This window comes from Dehalococcoidales bacterium (genome assembly GCA_030698765.1).
Lineage (GTDB): Bacteria > Chloroflexota > Dehalococcoidia > Dehalococcoidales > UBA2162 > JAUYMF01.
Window position 1 is genome coordinate 1 of sequence record JAUYMF010000161.1, and the last position, 20,758, is coordinate 20,758.

Sequence of the window (20,758 nt, forward strand, 5' to 3'; positions counted from 1 at the left end):
TCCAGGACAGCTATCTTCACTCCCGTTCCATCATAGCCGGAAGTCTGCCAGTCATCAGCGTTTATCAAGGGCACACCCTCGCTGACGATAGCCTCATCCATTAACGGCTCCCAGGGCATACGCACGAAGCGTATAGCGGGAGCATTGGCCAGTCCGGTCAGGGCGGTAACCGGCACCTCTACCTGTAACAGGTTTTTATAGCTTGCCTCCAGCTTGCCTCCGGCATTACCGGCCGCTTCGGCGGCGGCTTGAAGCTGCCCGGGCACGCCCTCAATAATTACCCTGACCTTCTCATTGGCTGAAACAGCGCTGTCTTCGCGGGCGAAGCCCGGGGCGGTTCTTGCGGTCTTGCCGGCGACCATCTTGTTCAGACGGGAGTCCAGTTTGGGGTTGCCTTTCTCCGGCAGCACGATAGGCGGCAGGTCAGGCTCTTCATCCCCGGCGGCCGCCGTAACCGGCTGCTCCGCAAAGGAGAGAACATTGCTGAGGAGCAACACAATAATGAGAATTAGACCGGGGACTGCCTTAATTCGTTTTAGCATATCATTCTCATGTCCCGATAGCTGCAACTGTCATCAGCGTCAGTTATATGACGGAGGCAAGGGTAACCGGATGAACCGGACGCTTTCCTCATCAGCGAGAGTCGGCAGGCTGGTTACCGGCGCCACCGCCTGCAAAAGGTCATTGTAGCTGGTCTCTATCTGAGCCCCGGCATCGGTAGCTGCCCCGGTTGCCGTCTCCAGTTGGCCGGGCACCACTTCGATAATTACCCTGACTTTTCCATCTACCAGTTCAATACCACTCTGTCCGGCAAATGAGGCGGCTTCGCCACGCTTTTCGGCATCAACCAGTTGGTTTAGCCGGGAGTCCAGCTTGGGGTGACCCTTTTCAGATGAGTTGAGCGGAGGAAGATTGTCCATAGCCTGACCGGACGTGCAGGACACGGTGAATAAAATAAACACGCCAATGAAGGCAAGCAGTCCCGGTATGATATTTGCGCCTGGTTTCCCTCCCATTCCTGACCGCTGACCTCTCTCCATTACTCTATTCTATTCCATTACCGGTCAGTATTACCAGTTTGCGCGCCGTTCGTGGTGAGCTTGTCGAACCACTGGCGCGCATAAGACAACTCGTTACGAAACTAAGTACCAGTGCCCAGTCTCGGAAATACGTTGATAAAGTCGTTTCGCTTTTCAATAGAAAGAGGAGAACGGGGAGATTCGAAATCCCTCTCAATCTCCCCCGTATCAAGTACGGGGCAAGCTCTTTACGAAAGGGAGAAGAATTATTCAACTTATTTCTAAGACACTACTCTAGCATACCTCACGCTCGCCTGATTAGCTTCAAAAGTACGTAGAAAACATTACCTGAACTAAGTAGGCTTACGTATTACTCCCGCCCTTCCGGTGCGATAAACTTAAAAATATAACGAATTTTCCGGGAGGTAAACAAAAAATGACACGTGAGAAAAAAGGATTACGGACCCTGTTCACCTCGCTGACCGTGGGAGCGGTCTTCCTGGCGCTGCTGCCCGCCTGTCAGTCCGGGGTCACCACCGAGGATATCAATGCGGTGGTACAGGCTGTAGATGGGCAGGATGTAGTGCTGACCCTCGAAGATGGTACCAGGCTCCATGTCCAGGCCGAAAAGCAGGCTGACGATGCCAGCAGCATGATTGGTGAGAAAGTAGAGGCCAAGATTGAGGTCGGTGATGACAATCCCAAGCTCGTCCAGATTCAGAAGTCATCCACCTCATCCTCAAGTATGGAGGGAACTGAGGACTTCCATTTCGGCGGCGCCGTCGAGTCGATGGGGGCGGAAGCCTGGGTCGTCGGTGGTAAGACATTTAAAGTGAACAGCGCCACCATGCTGGACACCGGACTGGCGGTTGGCGTCCAGGCTGAAGTAGAGTTTATCAAGCTCTCTGACGGTTCGCTGCTCGCCACCAAGATTGAAACCCCGGCTTCGGATGACATCGCCGAGGACTTTTCTATGACTGGCGTCATCACCTCTATCAGCAGCAGTGAACTTGTTCTCGGTGACAAGACCTTCAAGATTGATGCCAGTACCATGCTGGACCAGGGACTGGCGGCGGGTGTGATGGCGAAAGTGGAATTCATTCTCCAACCGGACGGCACCATGCTGGCAAAATCAATAGAGACCGACGCACCTGATTCGTCCGCTGGAGAGGACTTCACCGCTGGAGGGCCTATCCAGGCTATGGATTCGACCTCCGTAATGGTGGACGGCAGAAAGTTTACCATTGACGCTAACACTATCCTGGACAGCGGACTGGCTACAGGCATACTGGTTAAGGTCGAGTTCGTCGTCCAACCGGACGGAACCCTGCTGGCGAAAGAGGTGGAGACCGCCGGAATTGATGAAGGCGAGAACCTGTATCTGGCCGGCCCGATCCAGTCCATAAGCCCGACTGCCTGGGTTGTCGGCGGCAGGACCTTCGCCGTGACTGCGACAACGCAAATTGACGAAGGACTGGCTGTGGGCATTAACGCCAATGTTGAGTTTATCATCAAGGCGGATGGCTCTTTTGAGGCAGTACATATCGAGGATTCGGGTTTCGAGCTCATCGGCATGGTGCAGGCCATTGCGCCTGATGCCTACGCCGTTGGAGGGCACATCTTCAAGACCAATGCCAATACCGTCATTGAGCAAGGTCTCAAGATTGGTAAATTGGTGCAGGTCAACTTCGTCATCCAGCCCGGCGGCTCGCTGCTGGCGCTGCAAATCAAGAAGCCCGATACCAAGGTACAGGCTTTCACCTTTAAAGGCATCGTACAGTCCCTGAGCGCTACATCCATGATGGTCACCGGACAGACCTTCCAGGTTAGCCCTGCCACCGTCATCGGCGCGGGTGTGGCTACCGGCATCGAGGTAGTCGTCACTTTCGACATCACGCCGGGCAACATCCTCTCAGCGATATCGGTCCAGAGCGCGAAAGCACTCAAGAATTAACTCGGCGTAATACAACTGGTTAGCGAAGGGGCGGTCTTAGGGCCGCCCTTTCCGTTAAGTAGAGTCTCAAATGCACAGGGTATTAAAAAGAACATCCTATCTCCAACGGCTTACCCGCCTGCTATATACAGGCAGGGAATACGTACGGTACTCCATGCCTGCTCAGTATTACTACGTATTTCTGGGGGGGGGGCGTATGGTCAATAATAAAGGTATAGGAATGAATAGTATCGATATGGAGGACAAATAGTATCAAGATGTGAAAACAAACGGTATCAAGCCAGAATACCGGCGTTTGCCGGAAGTCATTTATTCAAAGAAGGAGGGAAAGAAAGATGACAATTGCAAAGAGCGCGATAAGCAGGCGGGACTTTTTTAAGTATGCCGGAGGCAGTATCGCTGTTCTGGTGGTGGGTAGTAAACTGAACTGGGTCTTTAAGGACACGGTTTATGCCGCTGTCCCCGTCCAGACCCTGGACTTTCACATCACGGATGCCATCAAGGAGATGCACACCCACAACGCCGTCAACACGGCCGAGTGCTACTTATGGGTTTTCCAGAGCGTAGACCCTGACCCCGACGGGGCTGGCAGTAATCCCAGCCTTAACCTGTTGCCGGAGTGCCCCGGTCCTACCATCATGGCCACCAAAGGCGATACCATTCACATCAAGATAACCAATGATCTGCCCGAGCCTCACGCTTTCTCTATCCCGGGGCTTGGTCTTAACAGTGTACCCGACGTTATTCCTTCGGGAGAGTGCCGGGAATACGATATCACTGCCACCCAGTGCGGCGCATTTCTTTATTATGACAACCTGAATGAACCGGTGAACCGGATGATGGGCTTGCACGGAGCCGTCATCATCCTGCCCACTGAGGCGGAGCGAGCGCCGGGGCATAACCTGACCCCCTACGACAATCCCACACCCAATGTTCAGGCGCTATTCGACTCATTCGGCACGGATGTGTTCCCCGGCCTGGCCTGGGAGGAGGGTGACGCTACCCCCTGGGCACTTAATAACGCTTTCCCCGAGCATGGCACGGTGGATATGCCCAATGCTACCCCTTTCCGGCACTACCTGTGGCTGCTGCACCAGGCCAGCCCCCGGCTCTTCGCCGAGGTGGGAGACTATTACGACACCAACGGAGCTGTCTATCCCGCCCAGGAGTTCATGGATAAGTTCCTGCGGGGCGACTTCGTATTGAATAACAACCAGAACGCTCACTCAAGCGGGATCGAAGCGGTATCCTACAAGCCCCAGTACTTCACCGTCAACGGCCAGTCCGGCTTCTTCGCCCATGACAGCGCCTACGTCACTCCCATGGGCCGCGTGGGCGAGCCGGCGGTGGTCTATATCCTCAACGCGGGGCTGTGGCTGCACTCAATGCACCTGCATGCCAACCATTTCTACGTGACCGATGTTAACCAGGCAGTGCAGGAGAACCCCATCTGGGTGGATGTCTTCAATGTTCACCCCATGGACCGGGTGGATTATGTCGTACCCTTCATGAGGCCGCCGGACGTGCCCAACCAGAGAGGCATCGGGCGCCCTGACCCCGCCCTTGGCACCTGCTGGCCGCCGCTTCAAGAGATGAACACCTATATCCCTGATATCGGAGAGGAAACGGCTCTCAGGCCCGTCTATGACATGCACGGGCAGGTGGTGCTCGATGGTTTCGGCCAGCCCGTGATAGATAAGGAGATTGACCTGGCGCAGCGGCTTTCACCACTGTGCTACCCCATGCACGACCATTCCGAGCCCAGCCAGACCTCCCAGGGCGGCAACTACAACACCGGCCTGATTTCCGGCATTTACTTCACCGGAGACCGGAATACGGAGGGTCATCTGGATTTCCCCATGGAGGAGGACTTCTGGATCATGTTCCGGAACTACCGCGGCTGCGAGATTGAAGGAACACATCCGGCCGCTCCTCCGCACGATGATGGTCACTAGGAAATAACTCTATCCGGTAACGGATAGAAAGGAGAAAAAAAGATGTCATTTTCAAATCCGGCAAATCATATACACCGCCACTCCATTCTTCACATGGAGGGGATGTTCACCAAGATGTGGGACCCGCCCAAAGAGAACCCGGACACGCCGGACATGGTGGCGCCCAATAACCCCGTCCCGGAGGTAATGGCCATGTTCGGCTACCAGAGCCAGCCGAGCACTCCCCATACCGTGGAGCGGGACCTGATGCACGGAGTGAAGGTTCCCGCCTGGGACTTCGCTACCTCCGGAAAGGAACTTGATTTCTTCCTTTTCCGGGATAAGGATAACCCGGCCACCGGTGGCGGCAATTTCCCGGGAGCCACTATCAGAGTACCCAGGGGCGTCATCTTTCATGGTGATACCAACGGGCACGGGCCGCCGCCGCACACCATCCACTGGCACGGCATGGAGCCGACACCCATGAATGATGGCGTGGGGCATTGCTCTATGGAAATAGGTAACTACATCTACCAGTTCCAGCCCAATTTCATCGGCTTCTATTTCTGCCACTGCCACCGCAACACGGTGCAGCACTTCGAGTTCGGGCTATACCAGGCGCTGCTCATTGACCCGCCGGATGCCTATTTCGCTACTCTCTGGGACCCGACCATCCCCATCGGGGCAGGCCGGGACAGGAAGCGCAGGATTGCCTGCAACCTGACCAGGGTCATGCCGACTGGAGGGACCTCCGTATTGGACCTGCAGGACCTTTCCGGTAGCTTTCCGGGCTTTAACGGCAACCCGGTTGATGAGGATGATCCCGAGGCCGGAAACATCCTTCTTCCCGACTACCTTAAGTTTGCCACTGACCCTCATGCCATGACCGTCCCGTTTGACGTAGAGGCGCTGTGGGTGGTGGATGACCGTGACTCGCGCTGGAGCGAACTGGCGCCGGACGCGCGGACAACCTATCCAAAGTACGGAAGCATTCCCGGCTACAACGATAATTTCCGGGGCAACGCCGGCGGCGGTACGGTTGATGACAGTAAATTCTTCTCCTTTAATGACTTCAACGCCGATTACTGGTTTGTCACCGGGGTACCGGTGCCGGGCCATAAATACGGGACCGCGGAGATCCCTACCGGAATTGTCATCCCTCCGGCGCTGATGAGCGGCGTCTCCGGCGTCCAGGTCTCCATCGAAGCCGAGGTCGGCCAGACCATCCTGGTGCGCATGCTTGACGCCGCCTATGATTGTACTGAGACCACGTTTCCGGTACCTATAACCATCATCGCCTGGGACGGACGCGCCCTGGGGGTAGAACCCTACGGCTTCAACCACGCTTATGTCGTCCCTGCCGGGGAGCATATTCACCAGAGCGTAGCGCGCCGTTTTGATGCCCTGATTAAAGTGGATAGCCCCATTAACGACTTCGCCTACGTTAACTTCGTTGACAATGAGGCCCAGGTGGAGGGAGATGCCAACGCCCAGAGGGTAATCTTTACCGCTAAAATTCCCATCAATATCGGCTACTCCATAACCGGCAATGTGCGCAACACGACCACCTCAATTGAGGGTGTGCCGATGGAGGCGGTGGCCATAACCCTGACCGGAACGACCGAGGGCGGGCAACCGGTGAGCAAGACTACGGTGACAGACCATCTTGGTAACTACCGCTTCTCCGGACTGCTGGACGGCGCTTATACGGTTACGCCTTCCCTGGCAGGCTTCCTGTTCACTCCAGCAAGCAGAGGCGTGCCGGTGGCCGGAGCTAACCAGGCAGGGGAGGACTTCACGGGAACACAGGTTGAAGGGGAGTTTGTGATTTCGGGCACCGTGGTCAGTTCCCGGGGAGCCGCGGTGGGTATCCCCCAGGTAATGGTAAATCTGAATGGGGACACCAGCAGGGTGGTGATGACGGATGACGAAGGCCATTTCTATTTCGTCGGCATGGCTGACGGCGATTATACGGTGACGCCCGGCAACATTCATATCGGCAACGCCGGGCTTCCGGACGAGGACCCGGACCAGCCATCCAACGCCGCCTACGCCTACTCGCCGCCGTCTATGGAAGTGAGGGTAGACGAAGCTAATGAGGAAATCGGCTTCTTCAGAGGGAGAAGATTGAACCCTATGGATATGGGAGTATAGCAAGAACCGGTTAGTCCGATTTATTGAGACAGGGGAGGTACAACAAATGAAACCGAAAAGGACTCTGAAGAACATTTTCGCGGGCTTGCTGGCAGCCTTACTGGTCATGGTATCGTTACCGGCAATGGCGGCGGGACAGGTCAGTCTGGGCTTTGATGCTATCGAAATCTTCGCCCAGGAGGAGCACGTCCTGACGCCGCGGTCGGCTGGCACGATAGTGCCTGACGACACTGATGTTCAGGAAGGCCTGCCGAACTCGACTGTTATCCTGTTCGTGATTGGCGGTACCGTCAGCGGACTGGACGAAGCCAACGGCGAGTGGCAAATCGGCACCCCGGCGATACATGTCTACGAAGCGTCCGGGAGCCGGACGATAATAGATGGTGCGCCGGCGGCGGGGGACCCGGTGAGGGTGGTCGGCAAGAGGGCGCTAACAGAAGGCCCGATTGTCGCCCAGTTCATCACGAAAGTCGACACCGCTCCGGCCGGTGCGGCTATCGTCAGCACCGCGCTCCTCTTTAACGGTACGGTGACCACCGCCGGAATGGATACATGGACGGTCACACCGGCGGTTGGTGACCCGGTAGACTTCAATATCCTTATGGATACCGCTATCCACCTGGGTATCATGGAGGGTTCCGCGGTAACCGTAGAATACGTCATTGATCCATCGACCTTGCCGCCGGATGATGACGATGAGCCGACTAATCTCGCCACACCCGTCATTAACCATAACATGGTAACGGTGACCTGGGAATCTCCCGGACAGACCGTGACCGGCTTCATCATCGAGCGTTCCGATGATGCCGGTGTCAGTTTTAACGAAATCGACCGTGTGGGGGCCACTGACCGCACCTATGATGATAACTCGGTGCAGCCGGAGACTTCCTACATGTACCGGGTAAGGGCATTCAATGACGCCGGTGAGGCAGTCTCGGCTTCGGTCCCGGTGACGGTGACCACACCGGCGGCTCCGGTGGTAGCGGCTACGGTTATAACCGGTGCTGCCACCAGCGTTACTACCACTTCCGCCGTGCTGAACGGCAACCTGAACAGTCTGGGTACAGCCACGCCGGTGAATTTATCTTTTGAATGGGGCACAACCGCCGGCGGACCTTACCCCAACACAACAGCCACCCAGGCAAAAACAGCCACCGGTACTTTTATGATAAACCTCACCGGCTTGACCTCAAATACCGCATACTTCTACAGGACGAAAGCAAGCAGCGCCGCGGGAACGGTGTTTGGGGCGGAGGGGAGCTTTACTACTCTTCAGCAGACCGCCAACGGAGATGGTACGGGCCCTATCATCGGGGGCGGTGGTAGTGGAAGCGGTGGTGGGGTTATAACCACAGTTGCTCTCACCGGAATGACCGCTGACAAAGACCTGGAAGTGGACGATTCGGGCAAGTCAAAGGACAAGGTCAGGCTGAGCAATTCCGGCCCGGGCAAGAAATATTTCCTTGACATCCCGGCCGGTACCGTAATGAAGTCATCATCCGGTTTCCCGCTTACTGCTCTCACCTTCAGTGATCCGGCCACCAAACCGCCAGCGCCGCAGGGAGCAATCCTGGTCAGTATAGAGAACCTGGGACCGACTGGCGCCACCTTCAATCCGCCCATCACTCTGACGATGGAATTCGACCCGGCGGAGCTACCGGCGGGAGCATCTGTGGATGACCTGGTCATCGCCTTCTGGGACGGTACACAGTGGATGATGCTGGAGTCCACCGTAGATGCCGGAGCAAACACTGTTTCGGCACAGGTAAGCCACTTCACCTTATTTGGTATCCTGGCAAAGGTAACATCGCCCGCGGTGACTACAACTCCTACAACACCGACGGCGCCAACTACGCCAACAACACCGACAACACCCACGACGCCAACCACACCAGCAGCACCTGCGACGCCAACGTCTCCGACAACGGCAGAGTCGGCGCCCACTCCTGAGGCGCCATCCGCTGGCACCAACTGGATTCTGATAAGCGGACTGGTTGCCGCGGCGGTTGTCGTCATCAGTCTGGCTGTGTTCCTGATAAAGAAAAAGGGAGCCGGGCAAATGGCAAAATAATCCACAACTTTTAGAGAGTGTAGAATTTCTCAAACTTCTCAAAGCATAATGAGGGTGAGTAGGAGGGGGTACAGAAAAGAGCAGGCGCTGGCATAAGTCCAGCGCCTGCTCTTTATCCGGAAACAGCTCCATAAAACCCTAACCCGGCACATGCTGGGAGTATCTGCAGACATAGAGGCAGGGGACTGGAAACGAACCCTCCAAACCCGACTCACCCACCAAATCAGGGAATATTTGGGGGTTGGCAATACAAAAAAGAGTGGAGCGGGAGACGGGACTCGAACCCGCGACAGCCTGCTTGGAAGGCAGGAACTCTACCACTGAGTTACTCCCGCAAAATCGTATCTATTTTAGCCCTAAATCCCATGCCTGTCAAAGAGGGGTGCCTGCTTCGTCAAAAACCGAACTCTCCAGTCTTATTGGTGGCTACCGCCTCTGCGCCCAGTCAGAAGCCAAGAGCTCTAAAACGATAGAGATGGTAAGGAGTTCGGTAAGATACCTGGAAGAATTCTTGTCTAGCCAGGGACTGTCTACAGATGCCGCTGATATAGGCGTCAGCGAAATCAGGACATTCATTGTGCATCTGCAGCAAAAAAACCGGTTTAGTAGCCACCCCTATGCTAAACCCCAGCAAGGCAGACTCAGCGAACACACCGTAAATTGCTATCTCCGCTCGATAAGGGCATTCTGGTCATGACTCCTCTCCGAGGAGATAGTTGACCGTAATCCTTTCACCAAAATAAGAATCCCTAAGCCGCCAAGAAAAATTATACCTACCTTCTCCAATCCCCAGTTCCAGACTTTGCTCAGCGTCATCAATACCTCAACCCCGGAGGGCTATCGTGACATGTCAATAATCCTGGTTTTGCTCGATACCGGACTCAGGGTCTCGGAACTGACAAGCCTGACACTACCGGATGTCAGATTAGCCGAGGGTGTCCTGAAGTCTTCGGGAAGGGCAGGAAAGAGCGCCTGATTCCGATTGGCAAAGCCAGTCAGCGTGTTTTGTGGAATTATGTCAACCGATACCGACCTCAGCCGGCTAACCCCAGGTGCGACCTTGTCTTTCTCACCAAGGACGGCTGGCCGCTGACCAAGAACCGAATCCAAAAGCTGATGGGGAAATATGGTAAAAGGGCCGGTATCGAAGGTGTCAGGTGCTCCCCTCATACATTAAGGCATACGGGAGCCGTTATGTTCCTGAGAAACGGCGGAGATGTGTTCAACTTGCAAAGACTGCTGGGGCACTCGAGCCTGGAGATGACCTGTCATTACTGCGAGTTAGCCGACGTTGATGTGAAGAGAGCGCACACGATTGCCAGCCCGGTCGACAACTTGAACCTGGGGAAGCAGCAATTAAGGTGACACATTAATCGTTGCCGAGCAACGAAATCCAATAGCACTTCACAGAAGGGCTTCTTGCCGCGCGTACCAGTCACGAGCGATTATGAAGTGGGAACCTCAGAAGTAAGCTATGATTTGGCTATTTCGACACACTGCCGGGGCATGAAAAGAAAGTTGACAGTACTCTTCCGTGATGAGGATCCCTATATAAGACTGAAGGTCGAGGCTGACAGAAGGCAGATGGTATTGAGCGACGTAGTAACTGATGGCATACGCGAGTGACTGGAAGATTGTGAGGATGAAGAACCTGTTAACTATGATTGAAGCTGCTAGGTCGGAATGGAAAGAGAAAGGTGGTCGCCCTTGGTCCGAGTTGGTCCATTAATTGTGTTCCGGTATCGCTCCAAATAATGAGCATGTGCTCCAGATTGTGAGCGATGCACGGTCTTGGTGGTGAGATATCATAGTCCTTCTTGGGCAAGCGCTTTCTCAAGCTTGGCAATAAGCGGGGGTAGCTCACGGGCGGTCGTCTCCCAGACTAGCTCGTAATTGATATCGAAGTAGCCATGAATTAAGCGATTGCGCGTGTCCGCCATCTGGCGCCACGGAATCTCCGGGTACTTGGTGCGGAATTCCTCCGTCACGCCGGTGGATGCCTCACCGATTACCTCCAGCAAGCGAACCAGCGCCAAGGCGAGTAATTCATCCGAGTCTAAATCGTCCCGGCTCTTCCCGCTAGTGAACCGAACGGCCTTAAGAGCAGAATCCAGAATGTGATGTAGACGGGTAGCGTCATCGGGTGGTGGCATATTGCACCTCAGCTTCTCTTAGCACACGGTCGCGGAAATAGCGACTCAAGTCGGCCGGTGTGCGCAGGTCTACCTTATGCCCATCTAATAATGCGGAAAGCTCAGTCTCCATATCCGCCAGTCCAAAAAGTCCGGGAACGTGCCCGGGTTCAAACTCTACCAGCATATCAATATCACTGTCCTGGCGGAAGTCCTCCCTCAGCACTGAACCGAAAAGAGACAGCTTTTTTATATGGTGTCGGCGACAAAACTCAGCCAGTTTAGCTTTAGACACAGGAAAGCTATATGTTTGAATTAAACTTGCACTGGCTTTCAGTTTTTGAAGCTCACCTTCATTACCTACCAGAAAAATCTTCTCATTCTCGAGCACAGTCTTTACGAAATGATGGTCTTCTTTTACTTTTTGCTTGAACTCGGCGGGAGGGTAGACTACCGGGTTTATTTCTCTCTGGATGAGCTTCTCCGCCTGGGAGATGGCAGACGAAACACTAGAAAAGGAAACCTCTCCGATTATCATGACATCTATGTCACTGGCTCTAGTATCTGCGATTTGAGCAACGGAGCCGAAGATAAAAGCCACCTCGATCTTCTTTGAAATTGGGGCTAATGATTCCCGGATAACATCAGCCACACCGAAGGTCTTTCGCACTATGCCTTTCAACTCATTGTAAATAGGGCACTGTACGTTGGCACGAAAATGGACCTGTTTGCCCCGTACTTCTCGGATGATGATACCAGTATCCGTCAGGTTTTTTAGCTCTCTCTGTATCGGCCCTAAGCCGATACCAGTGATACTTGCAATCTGGCGCAAGTAGAATGATTCATCGGCACGGTTATAGAGCAAGGATAAAACCGCCCGTCGTGACTTGCCGAAGAGGGTTGCAGTAAGAATATTGTTATTTAATGATGTAATCGCCATGGTTACAATTGTAACTCTTTAGGTTACGTTTCGTCAAGGCTTTGCGACCAAAGCAACAACTTAGGTGACACATTAATCGTTGCTGAGCAACGAAACTCAATAGCACTTCACAGACGGGCTTCTTGCCGCGCGTACCAGTCACGAGCGATTATGAAGGGGGAACCTCAGCAAGCTATGATTTGGCTATTTCGACACACTGCCGGGCAAAAAAGCCTGCCATGGCCAGGAACATTAGCTGGCACATAACTCCAAACGACTGCTCAATGGGGTTATTGTTGATAGCAGGTTGAACTTGCGGAAAATAAATGGGTGCAGCGGCTCTACCCGGTTGGCCAGGATACTCCTGTGGCCTGAATCCACCGGACTGGGACTCCGCGCTCGTTTTCAGGAGAGCGAGCTCCCTGAAATCACTGGCCTGGCGCGGATGCGAAGCACACCATTCCTGGAAATATTCAACCGGCCCGGGGAGAACCTACGGTATGTAGCTTCTCCGGATAATCAGGGTTGTCTCTATACCACCCTAATATGGTAGCCTCATCGGGCTGATTCTCCTCAGGACCGCCAGCCGCTATCCGTGATTAGCAAGCCATTCTATGCGCACGTTAAAGTCCGGCTTGATTTTGTTGAACTCGGGATCGCCCGTAACCAGGGTGGCATCTTTAAGCTGTGAGAGGGCAGCAGCAAAACAGTCAGCATAAGCTATAGGATAATCCGTTTTCAGGTGGGCAGCGGCCAGGGTAAGGGGCCGGTCTACATTCACAATCTCGATAGGTAACTCGTCAATCCGGCCCAAAGTCTCCTGGGCTTTAGGGAGACCCCTTTCACGCTCTACTATGTACATAACCTCACCCATGTTAACCACACACATGCAAAGATGGCACTTCCTATCTTTCGCAGCTTCAAGAAGCTCCCTGATGCGGTCACTTCCAGGTTCTGCCTCCAGATAGGCAAGAAGAGCATAGCTGTCAAGAACGTATTCACCGGACTGGGGCAAGCTATTTACCGCGTTCTGCATCTTGCCGCCTTGATTTTACCAGCTCTTTGATCAGGGACGTCTTCCCTTTCAGCATACCCAGCGAGTCTTTAATCGGAGTCTCAACAGCCGGCACGATAGAAATAACTCCACCATAGTCAATGACGTGCACTCTATCGCCTTTCTTCAGGCCATAGCGCCTCCGCAAGTCCTGAGGTATCACAACCCATCCCTTTTCTGAAAGCGTTGACGTATTCATCACGTTCTCCCTATATATCCTTTCTAGAATATAGTATATACCATATCAACAGAAATATCTACTAATAATGGAGGTGTCAAGGCTGCCATACGTTTTTCGTCTTTTAATCGCCGCCGGAGGGAAGGGGGTGAGAATTTAGCTAATGCTTGAAATATCTCAAAAGCGCTTTTTGTGTGATGATGAAGCTGTAAACACGTTTTTGAACGTGAGCACCTTAAAAACTGAATAGCCCAAAGCCTGAACCTGAACGCTTGCGCCCCGCTAGGCAAATAAGCTCAAAGGGGGTCAAGCGATGATAACAGTAGCACCAGCAGCACCAAACGGCGATAACGGCAATCATCAAGGGCATTGTAGCCGTTGCGGTAAGGTCTGGACACTAAAAGAGAGGCAGGGCGTTTGTCAGTGGTGCAATAGCCCGCAAGCTGTCAAAGCTCCACTTCAAAGCCCCGCCATTTCAAGTCTAGGTCAAACGGAAGGCGAAAGCAACCGAATGGTAACGGTAACGGCTATGACCACTTACAGGGCGAATGGCTGACCTATTATTTATAAGGTAGCTTCCCGATTTGCTCACAAGGCAAAGGCAGAGGACACACAGGACTTACTTCACGATATTATACTCACCCTTGCCAATGTGGAGCGGAATAACGGACACAAGCCGTTTACCGAAGCTGCCATGTATCGGATAGCCAGCCGAGTCAAAGACCAGTATTGGCGAAACTACTACAAGCTCACTAACGGCTTAACCTGTGGTAACTGTAGCAAGGCACAACGGCGGAAGTGTAAAGAGGAATGGCTATACGGAGAATGTCCGAAAGCAGTCAAGCTGGAAAGCCTGAATAAGCCTGTCATAGACAGTGAAGGCAATACAACCGAATTGGGAGAGCTGATAGCCGATGACAGGGCGATTGACTTGACGCCTGGGTTAGCAGTAGCACATGGGATTGGCTATCCGAAACGCCTAGTGGCAATAGCTCATAGTCTGAAAGCAGGGATACCGCTTACCGATAGGGATAGAGACTACTTGAGACGGCATAGGCAAAAAGAGCAAAAAAAGTTCTTTTAGACCTCACGAAATGAGGCACTTTCCGCAACATATATAGTGGCAGCAGGCTAGCGTATCGCAGTTAGACGGAAAGCTGACTACCAGAGCTAATAATAGAAGTTGTGGAAATTGATGACGCAGGGATAAAGAAAGGCGTATCCTTCCAGTAAGAGAAAAAATCCGAATAAAGAATGGAGGGACACGCCTTGGCAACATCATACCAGAAAAAGAGAAAAGAGGGGCAGAGGGACGAAGTACAGGATGCTCTGGAGGCATGTGTGCAGAAGGGAGCACAGGAGATGCTGGTGGCAGCGCTGGAAGAGGAGGTTGCCGTCTTCCTGGAAAGGCTCCGCTACCAGTGCAGCAAACAGTTTCGCGGATACCGGAACGGTTACCATCCACCGCGGGAGATAACGGTAGGGCTGGGGCCGATTGAGGTACGAGTGCCCAGGGTTAGCCGATGTACCTCCTGAGGTAGCGCCGCAGGGCTTCCAGTCACAGATAGTGAAACGTTATGAGCGGGCCTCAGAAACTACGAAGAGATTATTTACCAAGCTTTACCTGGAAGGGCTGGCCACAGGGGACTTCGAGCCGGTATTCCGGGAGCTGGTGGGAGAGACGACAGCGCTATCACCCAATGCAATTGTGAGGCTCAAAGAACGCTGGAAAGGAATACGAGGCCTGGCGCGAAAGCGGCCATTATGGGGACACCGGTATGCTTATACCTGGGAGGACGGAGTTTACCTTGGTGCTGTACTTGAGAAAGAAAAGACGGCGCTTCTGTGTGTTGTGGGAGCGCGGGAGGATGAGGAAAAGGAGTTGCTGTTTATGGATCCTGGCTACCGCGAGAGCCCTGAATGAGGTCTACCCGACCACCGAACATCAGCGGTGCTGGAACCACCGTATCACGAATGTCCAGGCTAAACTGCCGAAACGTTATCAGGCAGAAGCACGCCGGCGATTGAGGGAGATGTACGAATCTCCAACGCAAAAAGAGTGCGAAGACCTACGCGACCGGTATGTCGCTGAACTCATGGGCAGAGAACAGCGGGCGGCTGCCGAGACGGTGCTCCGGGACTGGGATGACTTCGTCACTTTCTATCACTACCCCAAGGAGCACTGGATACACCTGAGGACTACCAACCCGATAGAACCCATCTTCAGCGGCGTAAGGCTGAGGACCGATGCTGCCAAACGCATGCGGCGGCGGGACAACGCCCTCTACCTGGTATTCAAAATCGTGGAGCGGCTAAGCCGGAACTGGAGAACTCTCAACGGCGGGGCCAATTTGATGACTCTGGTACTGGAGGGAAGCGAGTTTAAAGATGGTATCCTACAGCGAGAAAAGAGGCCTGACTTGGTAGGAGCGAGGAGCTAACAAGGAAGGTGCTGGAAGGAATTTCCACAACTCTTGACAAGACCTCGGAGTGAATCAGATCCTGCCAGGTTTCGGGTGCGCCGCTTTGACTGTCAACACAGGGTACACTTTAGTTTATTATTATCTACTCTCTTCGTGCACCATTCAGGTATATTATTACCCCCTCCGTGGTCTCACCAATGCTCTATAAGTTACCACCCATTAGATTAGTCGACCAGCACTAACATACTTATCTTATGCCCACCCTGGAGGTTTGTGACGATGGGATATTAGGTACATACTTACATTAGTGTACAGCATCCATGAAGAGCATATGGCGTAATCTGATAGCAGCAATGGATATGCAAGAGTTCATGCCAGCGCGAATCTGCTCTTTTGACAGCTGGTAAGATATTACATTGGAGGGGAAGGGGATACGGAATGAAGAATACGATCGTACTGGCGGATGACCATACAATTTTTAGACAAGCTCTACGGGTAATGCTCGAAGACTTGAACTTCCAGGTTGTTGGGGAAGCTTCGGACGGGCAGGAAGCCATTAACCTTGTTAATGAATTGGAGCCTGATGTTGTAATCGTCGACCTTTTGATGGGTAGCATGAATGGGCTCGAAGTAACTCGACATGTAAGTAAGGAAAATCCTAAGACTGGTATTGTTGTCCTTTCCATGTATAAAGATGAGAGCTATGTAATCGAATCCTTGCGAGCCGGAGCGAAGTCCTACATTGTTAAGGATTCTTCTACAGAAGACCTCTTGCGGGGCATTTACGAGGCTATCTCCGGGAGGCATTATCTATGCTCGTCCATCAGTGAGCAAGCAATTCTGGACTATTCCGAAAAGACTGTATCTAATATTCAGGAGCCTTATGACTCTTTGAGTAACAGGGAGAAAGAAGTGATGCAATTGGTGGCACAAGGTAAGACATCCAGAGATATTGGGAACTTGCTATATGTAAGCTCACGGACCATAGACAGTCATCGTGCTAATATTATGCGTAAACTTAGCTTGAAATCGCGGTCTGATCTAATTCGCTTTTCTCAGCGTCGAGGAATTTTGCCACCAGAAAATGCGCTCACAAAAGCGTAACAATGCTTCAATCGAAATTTATGACTCTTCGTCTGGTTATGACGGGATAAGACAATCAGTGAAACCGGGAATAAGTCCAAATCGTCCATAATTACTTACAGAACTGACAAACCACTCGTAAAATGCCTACTTCTTCTGTGTGTAAACGGCTTTTTCAAGGCTAAATTGTCTGTCCATTTAATAATGAGACCATTAGTATGACCGATAACAGGAGAATAAAGTGAACCGTATTTATGTTGCGTGTTTGGCACTTGTCATTATAGTGGCTCTTTCATTTTTTGATGCCCAAGTAGCGCAGACTCAATCACAGTCCAGCAGCATACTCCAGCCGGTTAGGGAAAGTGCTATTCAAGATTATATCAATCTCCCAATATCGTTTATAGAAAACCAAGGGCAGGTGGATGCCAACGTATCATACTATGTAAAAGGACAAGGACAAACAGTGTTATTGAAGAGAGATGGTATTGTCTTTGACCTTACAAACAACAACGCTGATAGGTTGGTATTCAGTCTGAATTTTATGAATGCTAACAAGAGCCCAAATGTTACATACGTAGACAAATATATCGGTGTTATCAATTATTTGATAGGTGAGGATCCGGCCAAGTGGAAGATTAACCTTCCCACATATAAAGAAGTAATATACCATGATATTTATCCTAATATAGACCTGAGGTTATACGGAGACAGTGGGTTCCTGAGATACGATTTTGTAGTAAAGACCGGAGCGAGCGTTAATGATATTACCTTAGCTTACGGTGGTATTAATACACTTAATATCGATGATGGTGAGCTTGTAGCTACCACCGCATTTGGAGATTCAAGACAAGAGAAACCCTATTTATATCAGCAAATAGACAATCAAAAAGTACAGATTGAAGGCCGTTTCAAACTGCTCGGTGACAATACCTATGGATTCGAGGCTGAGGATTATGATTCTTCCTATGCTTTGATTATAGACCCGGTAATTGCGTACTCGACTTATCTCGGGGGGAGTGAAGATGATTCGGCTAACAGCGTCGTCTTTGGAGGTCCCTCCGGTCACGTCTATATCGGGGGCACTACGACTAGCACTGACTTTCCAGTACGGAATGGTTATCTTGGTTCTTATCAGGGTGGAACCAGGGATGCCTTTGTCGCCGAGATCGATACCGCCTCATCTGGGGCTCCCAGCCTGGTGTATTGCACCTACATCGGTGGAAACGGCGATGATGTTATAAATGGGATAGAGGTTACCCCATCTGGCAACGTTTATCTATCCGGTTCTACCACTAGCACCAATTTCCCGGTGAAGAATGGTTATCTGGTCACTCCCGGGGGAGGCAAAGACGTCTTCTTAACCAGGTTACTTGCTGGAGGAACTAACCTGGCTTACTCCACTTACCTTGGTGGTAGCGGGGATGATTCTGGCAATGGTCTTACCGTCGACGCCTCAACCGGCATAGCCTATATTACCGGTTCTTCTACGAGTACAAACTTTCCGTTAAAGAACGCTTTTCAGACAACCCCTGGTGGGCAGCAGGATGCCTTTGTCGCCGGGATTAATCCGGCGTTGACCGGTATTGCCAGCCTCATCTATTCCTCTTATCTTGGCGGTAGCGGGACGGATATTGCCAATAGCATCACCATGTTGTCTGCAGACTGGGGTGTAGTTGTATATATCGGCGGTGAGACGACCAGCGCTGATTTCCCCACGAAAGGTGATCCGCATCCTATGCAGGACCAGTTCTGGGGAACACAAGATGGGTTCGTGGCTGCATTTATCCCGGCTTCGTCAGGTGCAACGAGTCTCTATTTTAGCTCTTTTCTCGGTGGCGCTGGTGAGAATAGCGTTACCGCGGTTGGCATTTGCGATACAGGTTGTCTTTATGCCATCGGGTGGACTGACAACGACGCTTTTCCGATGATGGTAGCCCCATATCAATCTTATCAGGGCGGCATCGATGCCTTTTTTGTAAGAATAGCCCCGTCTGGGTATCAGCAATATTTCTCGACATATTTTGGTGGGGCTGGTGATGATTACCCTGATAACGTTTATTCAGACTACAAAACCGGGACTGCAGTTATCACCGGTTATACCACCAGTCTGAATTTTCCAGTGAAAAATGCTACCCGGAGTACTTTAGGCGGGCAGAAGGATGCTTTTGTGGTTAGAGTCAACCCATTCGTGATGCCTGATCCAGATAATCCTCTTCATCCCTACGCGAACTTTATGCTATTCGCCTCCTATCTTGGCGGCAGCGGCAACGATATCGGTAGAGGTATAACCGTGGATAACCACGGTGGAGTATTGATTGCCGGTGAGACGACAAGCAGCAACTTCCCGACACAGAATCCCTATCAAGCTAGTTTGCAGGGTGGCGCCAGGGATACCTTCATTACCGGAATTGGAGAAGTGTTCGCCAGTGTAACCACCGGAGACGCAACCGGTATAACTGCCACATCCGCCAGATTAAACGGTAATCTGACTGCCCAGGGTACAGGTTGGGGTGCTGATGTTACCCGGGTCTCATTCGAATGGGGTACGAGCCCGGGCGTTTATTCCCATAATACGGCACCGCAGGAAATACCTTCTCCAACTCTCGGGCCATTTTATTCTGATATTACCGGATTAAGCACGGGGGCTACATATTATTTCCGGGCAAAAGTTGATGGTGATGGCATTACTTACGGAGTTGAGAATACATTTGCCGCAACATCTTCGTCAAGTATTACAGTGAATCTCTCCGTAGTCTTACAAGGTGGGAGCAGGCCTGATGCCGGATGGATAATCCCGCTAACCGTTAAGTTCTTTACTCCCGGAGCCAACGTCTTGACAGCTACCCCAGTTTATCAATTTGTCCCAACGACAAGTAGGTTAGACACTACTGCTGTTGCGCAGGCCACTGGCATCATAGCTGGCAACTACGATATCACAGCAGTCAGCGAACACACTCTTGTCAATGTAAGACGAAATGTTGCCATAGCTAGTTCTGGTACAAACCTGAATATGGGCGCGCTACTCGAAGGTAATGCTAACGATGACAACATTATTAATATCCAGGACTTCGGCATCCTGGCAGGATCATATGGTAAAAGCTCTGTTTATGCAGGATACGATCCAAGAGCTGACTTCGACAAAAGTGGTCAGGTAAATATTATTGACTTTGGTTTACTTGCGGCAAATTATGGCAAAACCGCACCGGTAATTGTTCCTTAGATAGAAAGTAAAATAGATTATATGGTTCCATAAGTTATACGTAAGTAAGATTCAATAATATTGGGTATTTTATTTACATTCATTACAGGAACATACGTATAGGTTTAACAGTAAGCAAGTGTAATAATGAATTAGGGCTGAACTAATTAGCAAAACAAGAGAGAGGTTACCATATGAGCAGATTGAAAGGCCTATTATTAGTTTTTGTCTTAATTCTTGTACTGGCGGCCTCGATAATGTCGGCCGGCGGTCTTATCGCAAATTATTACTTGAACCACGGGATAATTTCAATAAAACAAGAAAACTACGAGCAAGCTATTATAATGCTATCCAAATCTATAAATTACAGCCCCGAGGACAGCACCTACATGGCTCGCGGCTCCGCTTACAGTGCCAGCCAGCAGTATGACCTGGCGATTGCCGACTATTCCCAGGCTATCTCACTCGGGTCACACGTAAGTAGAGATGCAGCTGTATACGCCGCTCGCGGCTCCGCTTACAGTGCCAGCCAGCAGTATGACCTGGCAATTGTCGACTATTCCCAGGCTATCTCACTCGAGCCGGAGGAAGCAGCCGTATACACCGCTCGCGGCTCCGCTTACAGCGGCAGCGAAAAA

The 20,758-nt window shown here is 51.8% G+C and carries 17 protein-coding genes, 1 tRNA gene and 1 pseudogene; 11 read left to right on the top strand and 8 right to left on the bottom strand.

Translation table 11 applies throughout. From position 1 onward, the window contains the following. Together Q8Q07_07800 and Q8Q07_07805 are read right to left on the bottom strand one after the other, a co-directional pair. On the bottom strand, positions 1-542 hold a 542-nt coding region (locus tag Q8Q07_07800; protein MDP3880188.1), incomplete at its 3' end, for a hypothetical protein. Positions 543-581: 39 nt separating this feature from the next. Next, positions 582-1,016: a hypothetical protein gene (locus Q8Q07_07805; GenBank protein ID MDP3880189.1), complete on the bottom strand. Its 435-nt coding sequence runs from the start codon at positions 1,014-1,016 to the stop codon at positions 582-584. Between the two features lie 439 nt (positions 1,017-1,455). Here Q8Q07_07805 and Q8Q07_07810 point away from each other — a divergent pair, with 439 nt between their 5' ends. From Q8Q07_07810 to Q8Q07_07825, 4 genes are all read left to right on the top strand, one after another. Continuing rightward, positions 1,456-2,973, top strand: a complete 1,518-nt coding sequence (locus Q8Q07_07810) for a DUF5666 domain-containing protein (protein MDP3880190.1) — start codon at positions 1,456-1,458, stop codon at positions 2,971-2,973. A 335-nt stretch (positions 2,974-3,308) separates the two neighbouring features. Then, positions 3,309-4,928, top strand: coding sequence for a multicopper oxidase domain-containing protein (locus tag Q8Q07_07815; protein MDP3880191.1), 1,620 nt, complete (start codon positions 3,309-3,311; stop codon positions 4,926-4,928). Positions 4,929-4,970: 42 nt separating this feature from the next. After that, entirely contained in the window at positions 4,971-7,061 is a 2,091-nt protein-coding gene (locus tag Q8Q07_07820) for a carboxypeptidase regulatory-like domain-containing protein (protein ID MDP3880192.1), read from the top strand. Between the two features lie 46 nt (positions 7,062-7,107). After that, entirely contained in the window at positions 7,108-9,132 is a 2,025-nt protein-coding gene (locus Q8Q07_07825) for a fibronectin type III domain-containing protein (protein ID MDP3880193.1), read from the top strand. Between the two features lie 260 nt (positions 9,133-9,392). Here Q8Q07_07825 and Q8Q07_07830 read toward each other — a convergent pair. Together Q8Q07_07830 and Q8Q07_07835 are read right to left on the bottom strand one after the other, a co-directional pair. Beyond that, positions 9,393-9,467, bottom strand: a tRNA-Gly gene (locus tag Q8Q07_07830). Positions 9,468-9,577: 110 nt separating this feature from the next. After that, positions 9,578-9,745: a hypothetical protein gene (locus Q8Q07_07835; GenBank protein ID MDP3880194.1), complete on the bottom strand. Its 168-nt coding sequence runs from the start codon at positions 9,743-9,745 to the stop codon at positions 9,578-9,580. A 189-nt stretch (positions 9,746-9,934) separates the two neighbouring features. On the opposite strand from Q8Q07_07835, the pseudogene Q8Q07_07840 reads away from it, so the two are divergent. Continuing rightward, positions 9,935-10,497 (top strand): annotated as a pseudogene (locus Q8Q07_07840) (tyrosine-type recombinase/integrase). Positions 10,498-10,937: 440 nt separating this feature from the next. On the opposite strand, the gene Q8Q07_07845 reads toward Q8Q07_07840, so the two are convergent. The 4 genes from Q8Q07_07845 to Q8Q07_07860 all read right to left on the bottom strand — a co-directional run bounded on the left by Q8Q07_07845 (position 10,938) and on the right by Q8Q07_07860 (position 13,436). After that, positions 10,938-11,285 (bottom strand): DUF86 domain-containing protein, encoded by a 348-nt coding sequence (locus Q8Q07_07845; GenBank protein MDP3880195.1) that lies wholly within the window; start codon positions 11,283-11,285, stop codon positions 10,938-10,940. Beyond that, positions 11,269-12,204 (bottom strand): nucleotidyltransferase domain-containing protein, encoded by a 936-nt coding sequence (locus Q8Q07_07850; protein ID MDP3880196.1) that lies wholly within the window; start codon positions 12,202-12,204, stop codon positions 11,269-11,271. Before Q8Q07_07850 ends, Q8Q07_07845 begins: the two co-directional genes overlap by 17 nt. Before the next feature lie 568 nt (positions 12,205-12,772). Next, on the bottom strand, positions 12,773-13,219 hold the full coding sequence (locus tag Q8Q07_07855; protein ID MDP3880197.1) for a type II toxin-antitoxin system VapC family toxin: 447 nt from the start codon (positions 13,217-13,219) through the stop codon (positions 12,773-12,775). Continuing rightward, positions 13,200-13,436 (bottom strand): AbrB/MazE/SpoVT family DNA-binding domain-containing protein, encoded by a 237-nt coding sequence (locus tag Q8Q07_07860; GenBank protein ID MDP3880198.1) that lies wholly within the window; start codon positions 13,434-13,436, stop codon positions 13,200-13,202. The genes Q8Q07_07855 and Q8Q07_07860 overlap by 20 nt, the downstream gene beginning before the upstream one ends. Positions 13,437-14,684: 1,248 nt before the next feature. Here Q8Q07_07860 and Q8Q07_07865 point away from each other — a divergent pair. The 6 genes from Q8Q07_07865 to Q8Q07_07890 form a co-directional block, all read left to right on the top strand. Beyond that, positions 14,685-14,951 carry a hypothetical protein gene (locus Q8Q07_07865; protein MDP3880199.1) on the top strand — a complete coding sequence of 89 codons (267 nt, stop codon included), beginning with the start codon at positions 14,685-14,687 and terminating at the stop codon, positions 14,949-14,951. Then, entirely contained in the window at positions 14,911-15,339 is a 429-nt protein-coding gene (locus Q8Q07_07870; protein MDP3880200.1) for a transposase, read from the top strand. Before Q8Q07_07865 ends, Q8Q07_07870 begins: the two co-directional genes overlap by 41 nt. Then, positions 15,284-15,856, top strand: a complete 573-nt coding sequence (locus Q8Q07_07875; protein MDP3880201.1) for a transposase — start codon at positions 15,284-15,286, stop codon at positions 15,854-15,856. Before Q8Q07_07870 ends, Q8Q07_07875 begins: the two co-directional genes overlap by 56 nt. 420 nt (positions 15,857-16,276) lie before the next feature. Continuing rightward, complete coding sequence (locus Q8Q07_07880; protein ID MDP3880202.1) at positions 16,277-16,942, top strand: response regulator transcription factor; 666 nt, start codon at positions 16,277-16,279, stop codon at positions 16,940-16,942. Between the two features lie 220 nt (positions 16,943-17,162). Then, entirely contained in the window at positions 17,163-20,141 is a 2,979-nt protein-coding gene (locus Q8Q07_07885; protein MDP3880203.1) for an SBBP repeat-containing protein, read from the top strand. 236 nt (positions 20,142-20,377) lie between these two features. Beyond that, the coding region (locus tag Q8Q07_07890; protein MDP3880204.1) for a tetratricopeptide repeat protein at positions 20,378-20,758 on the top strand (381 nt) is incomplete at its 3' end.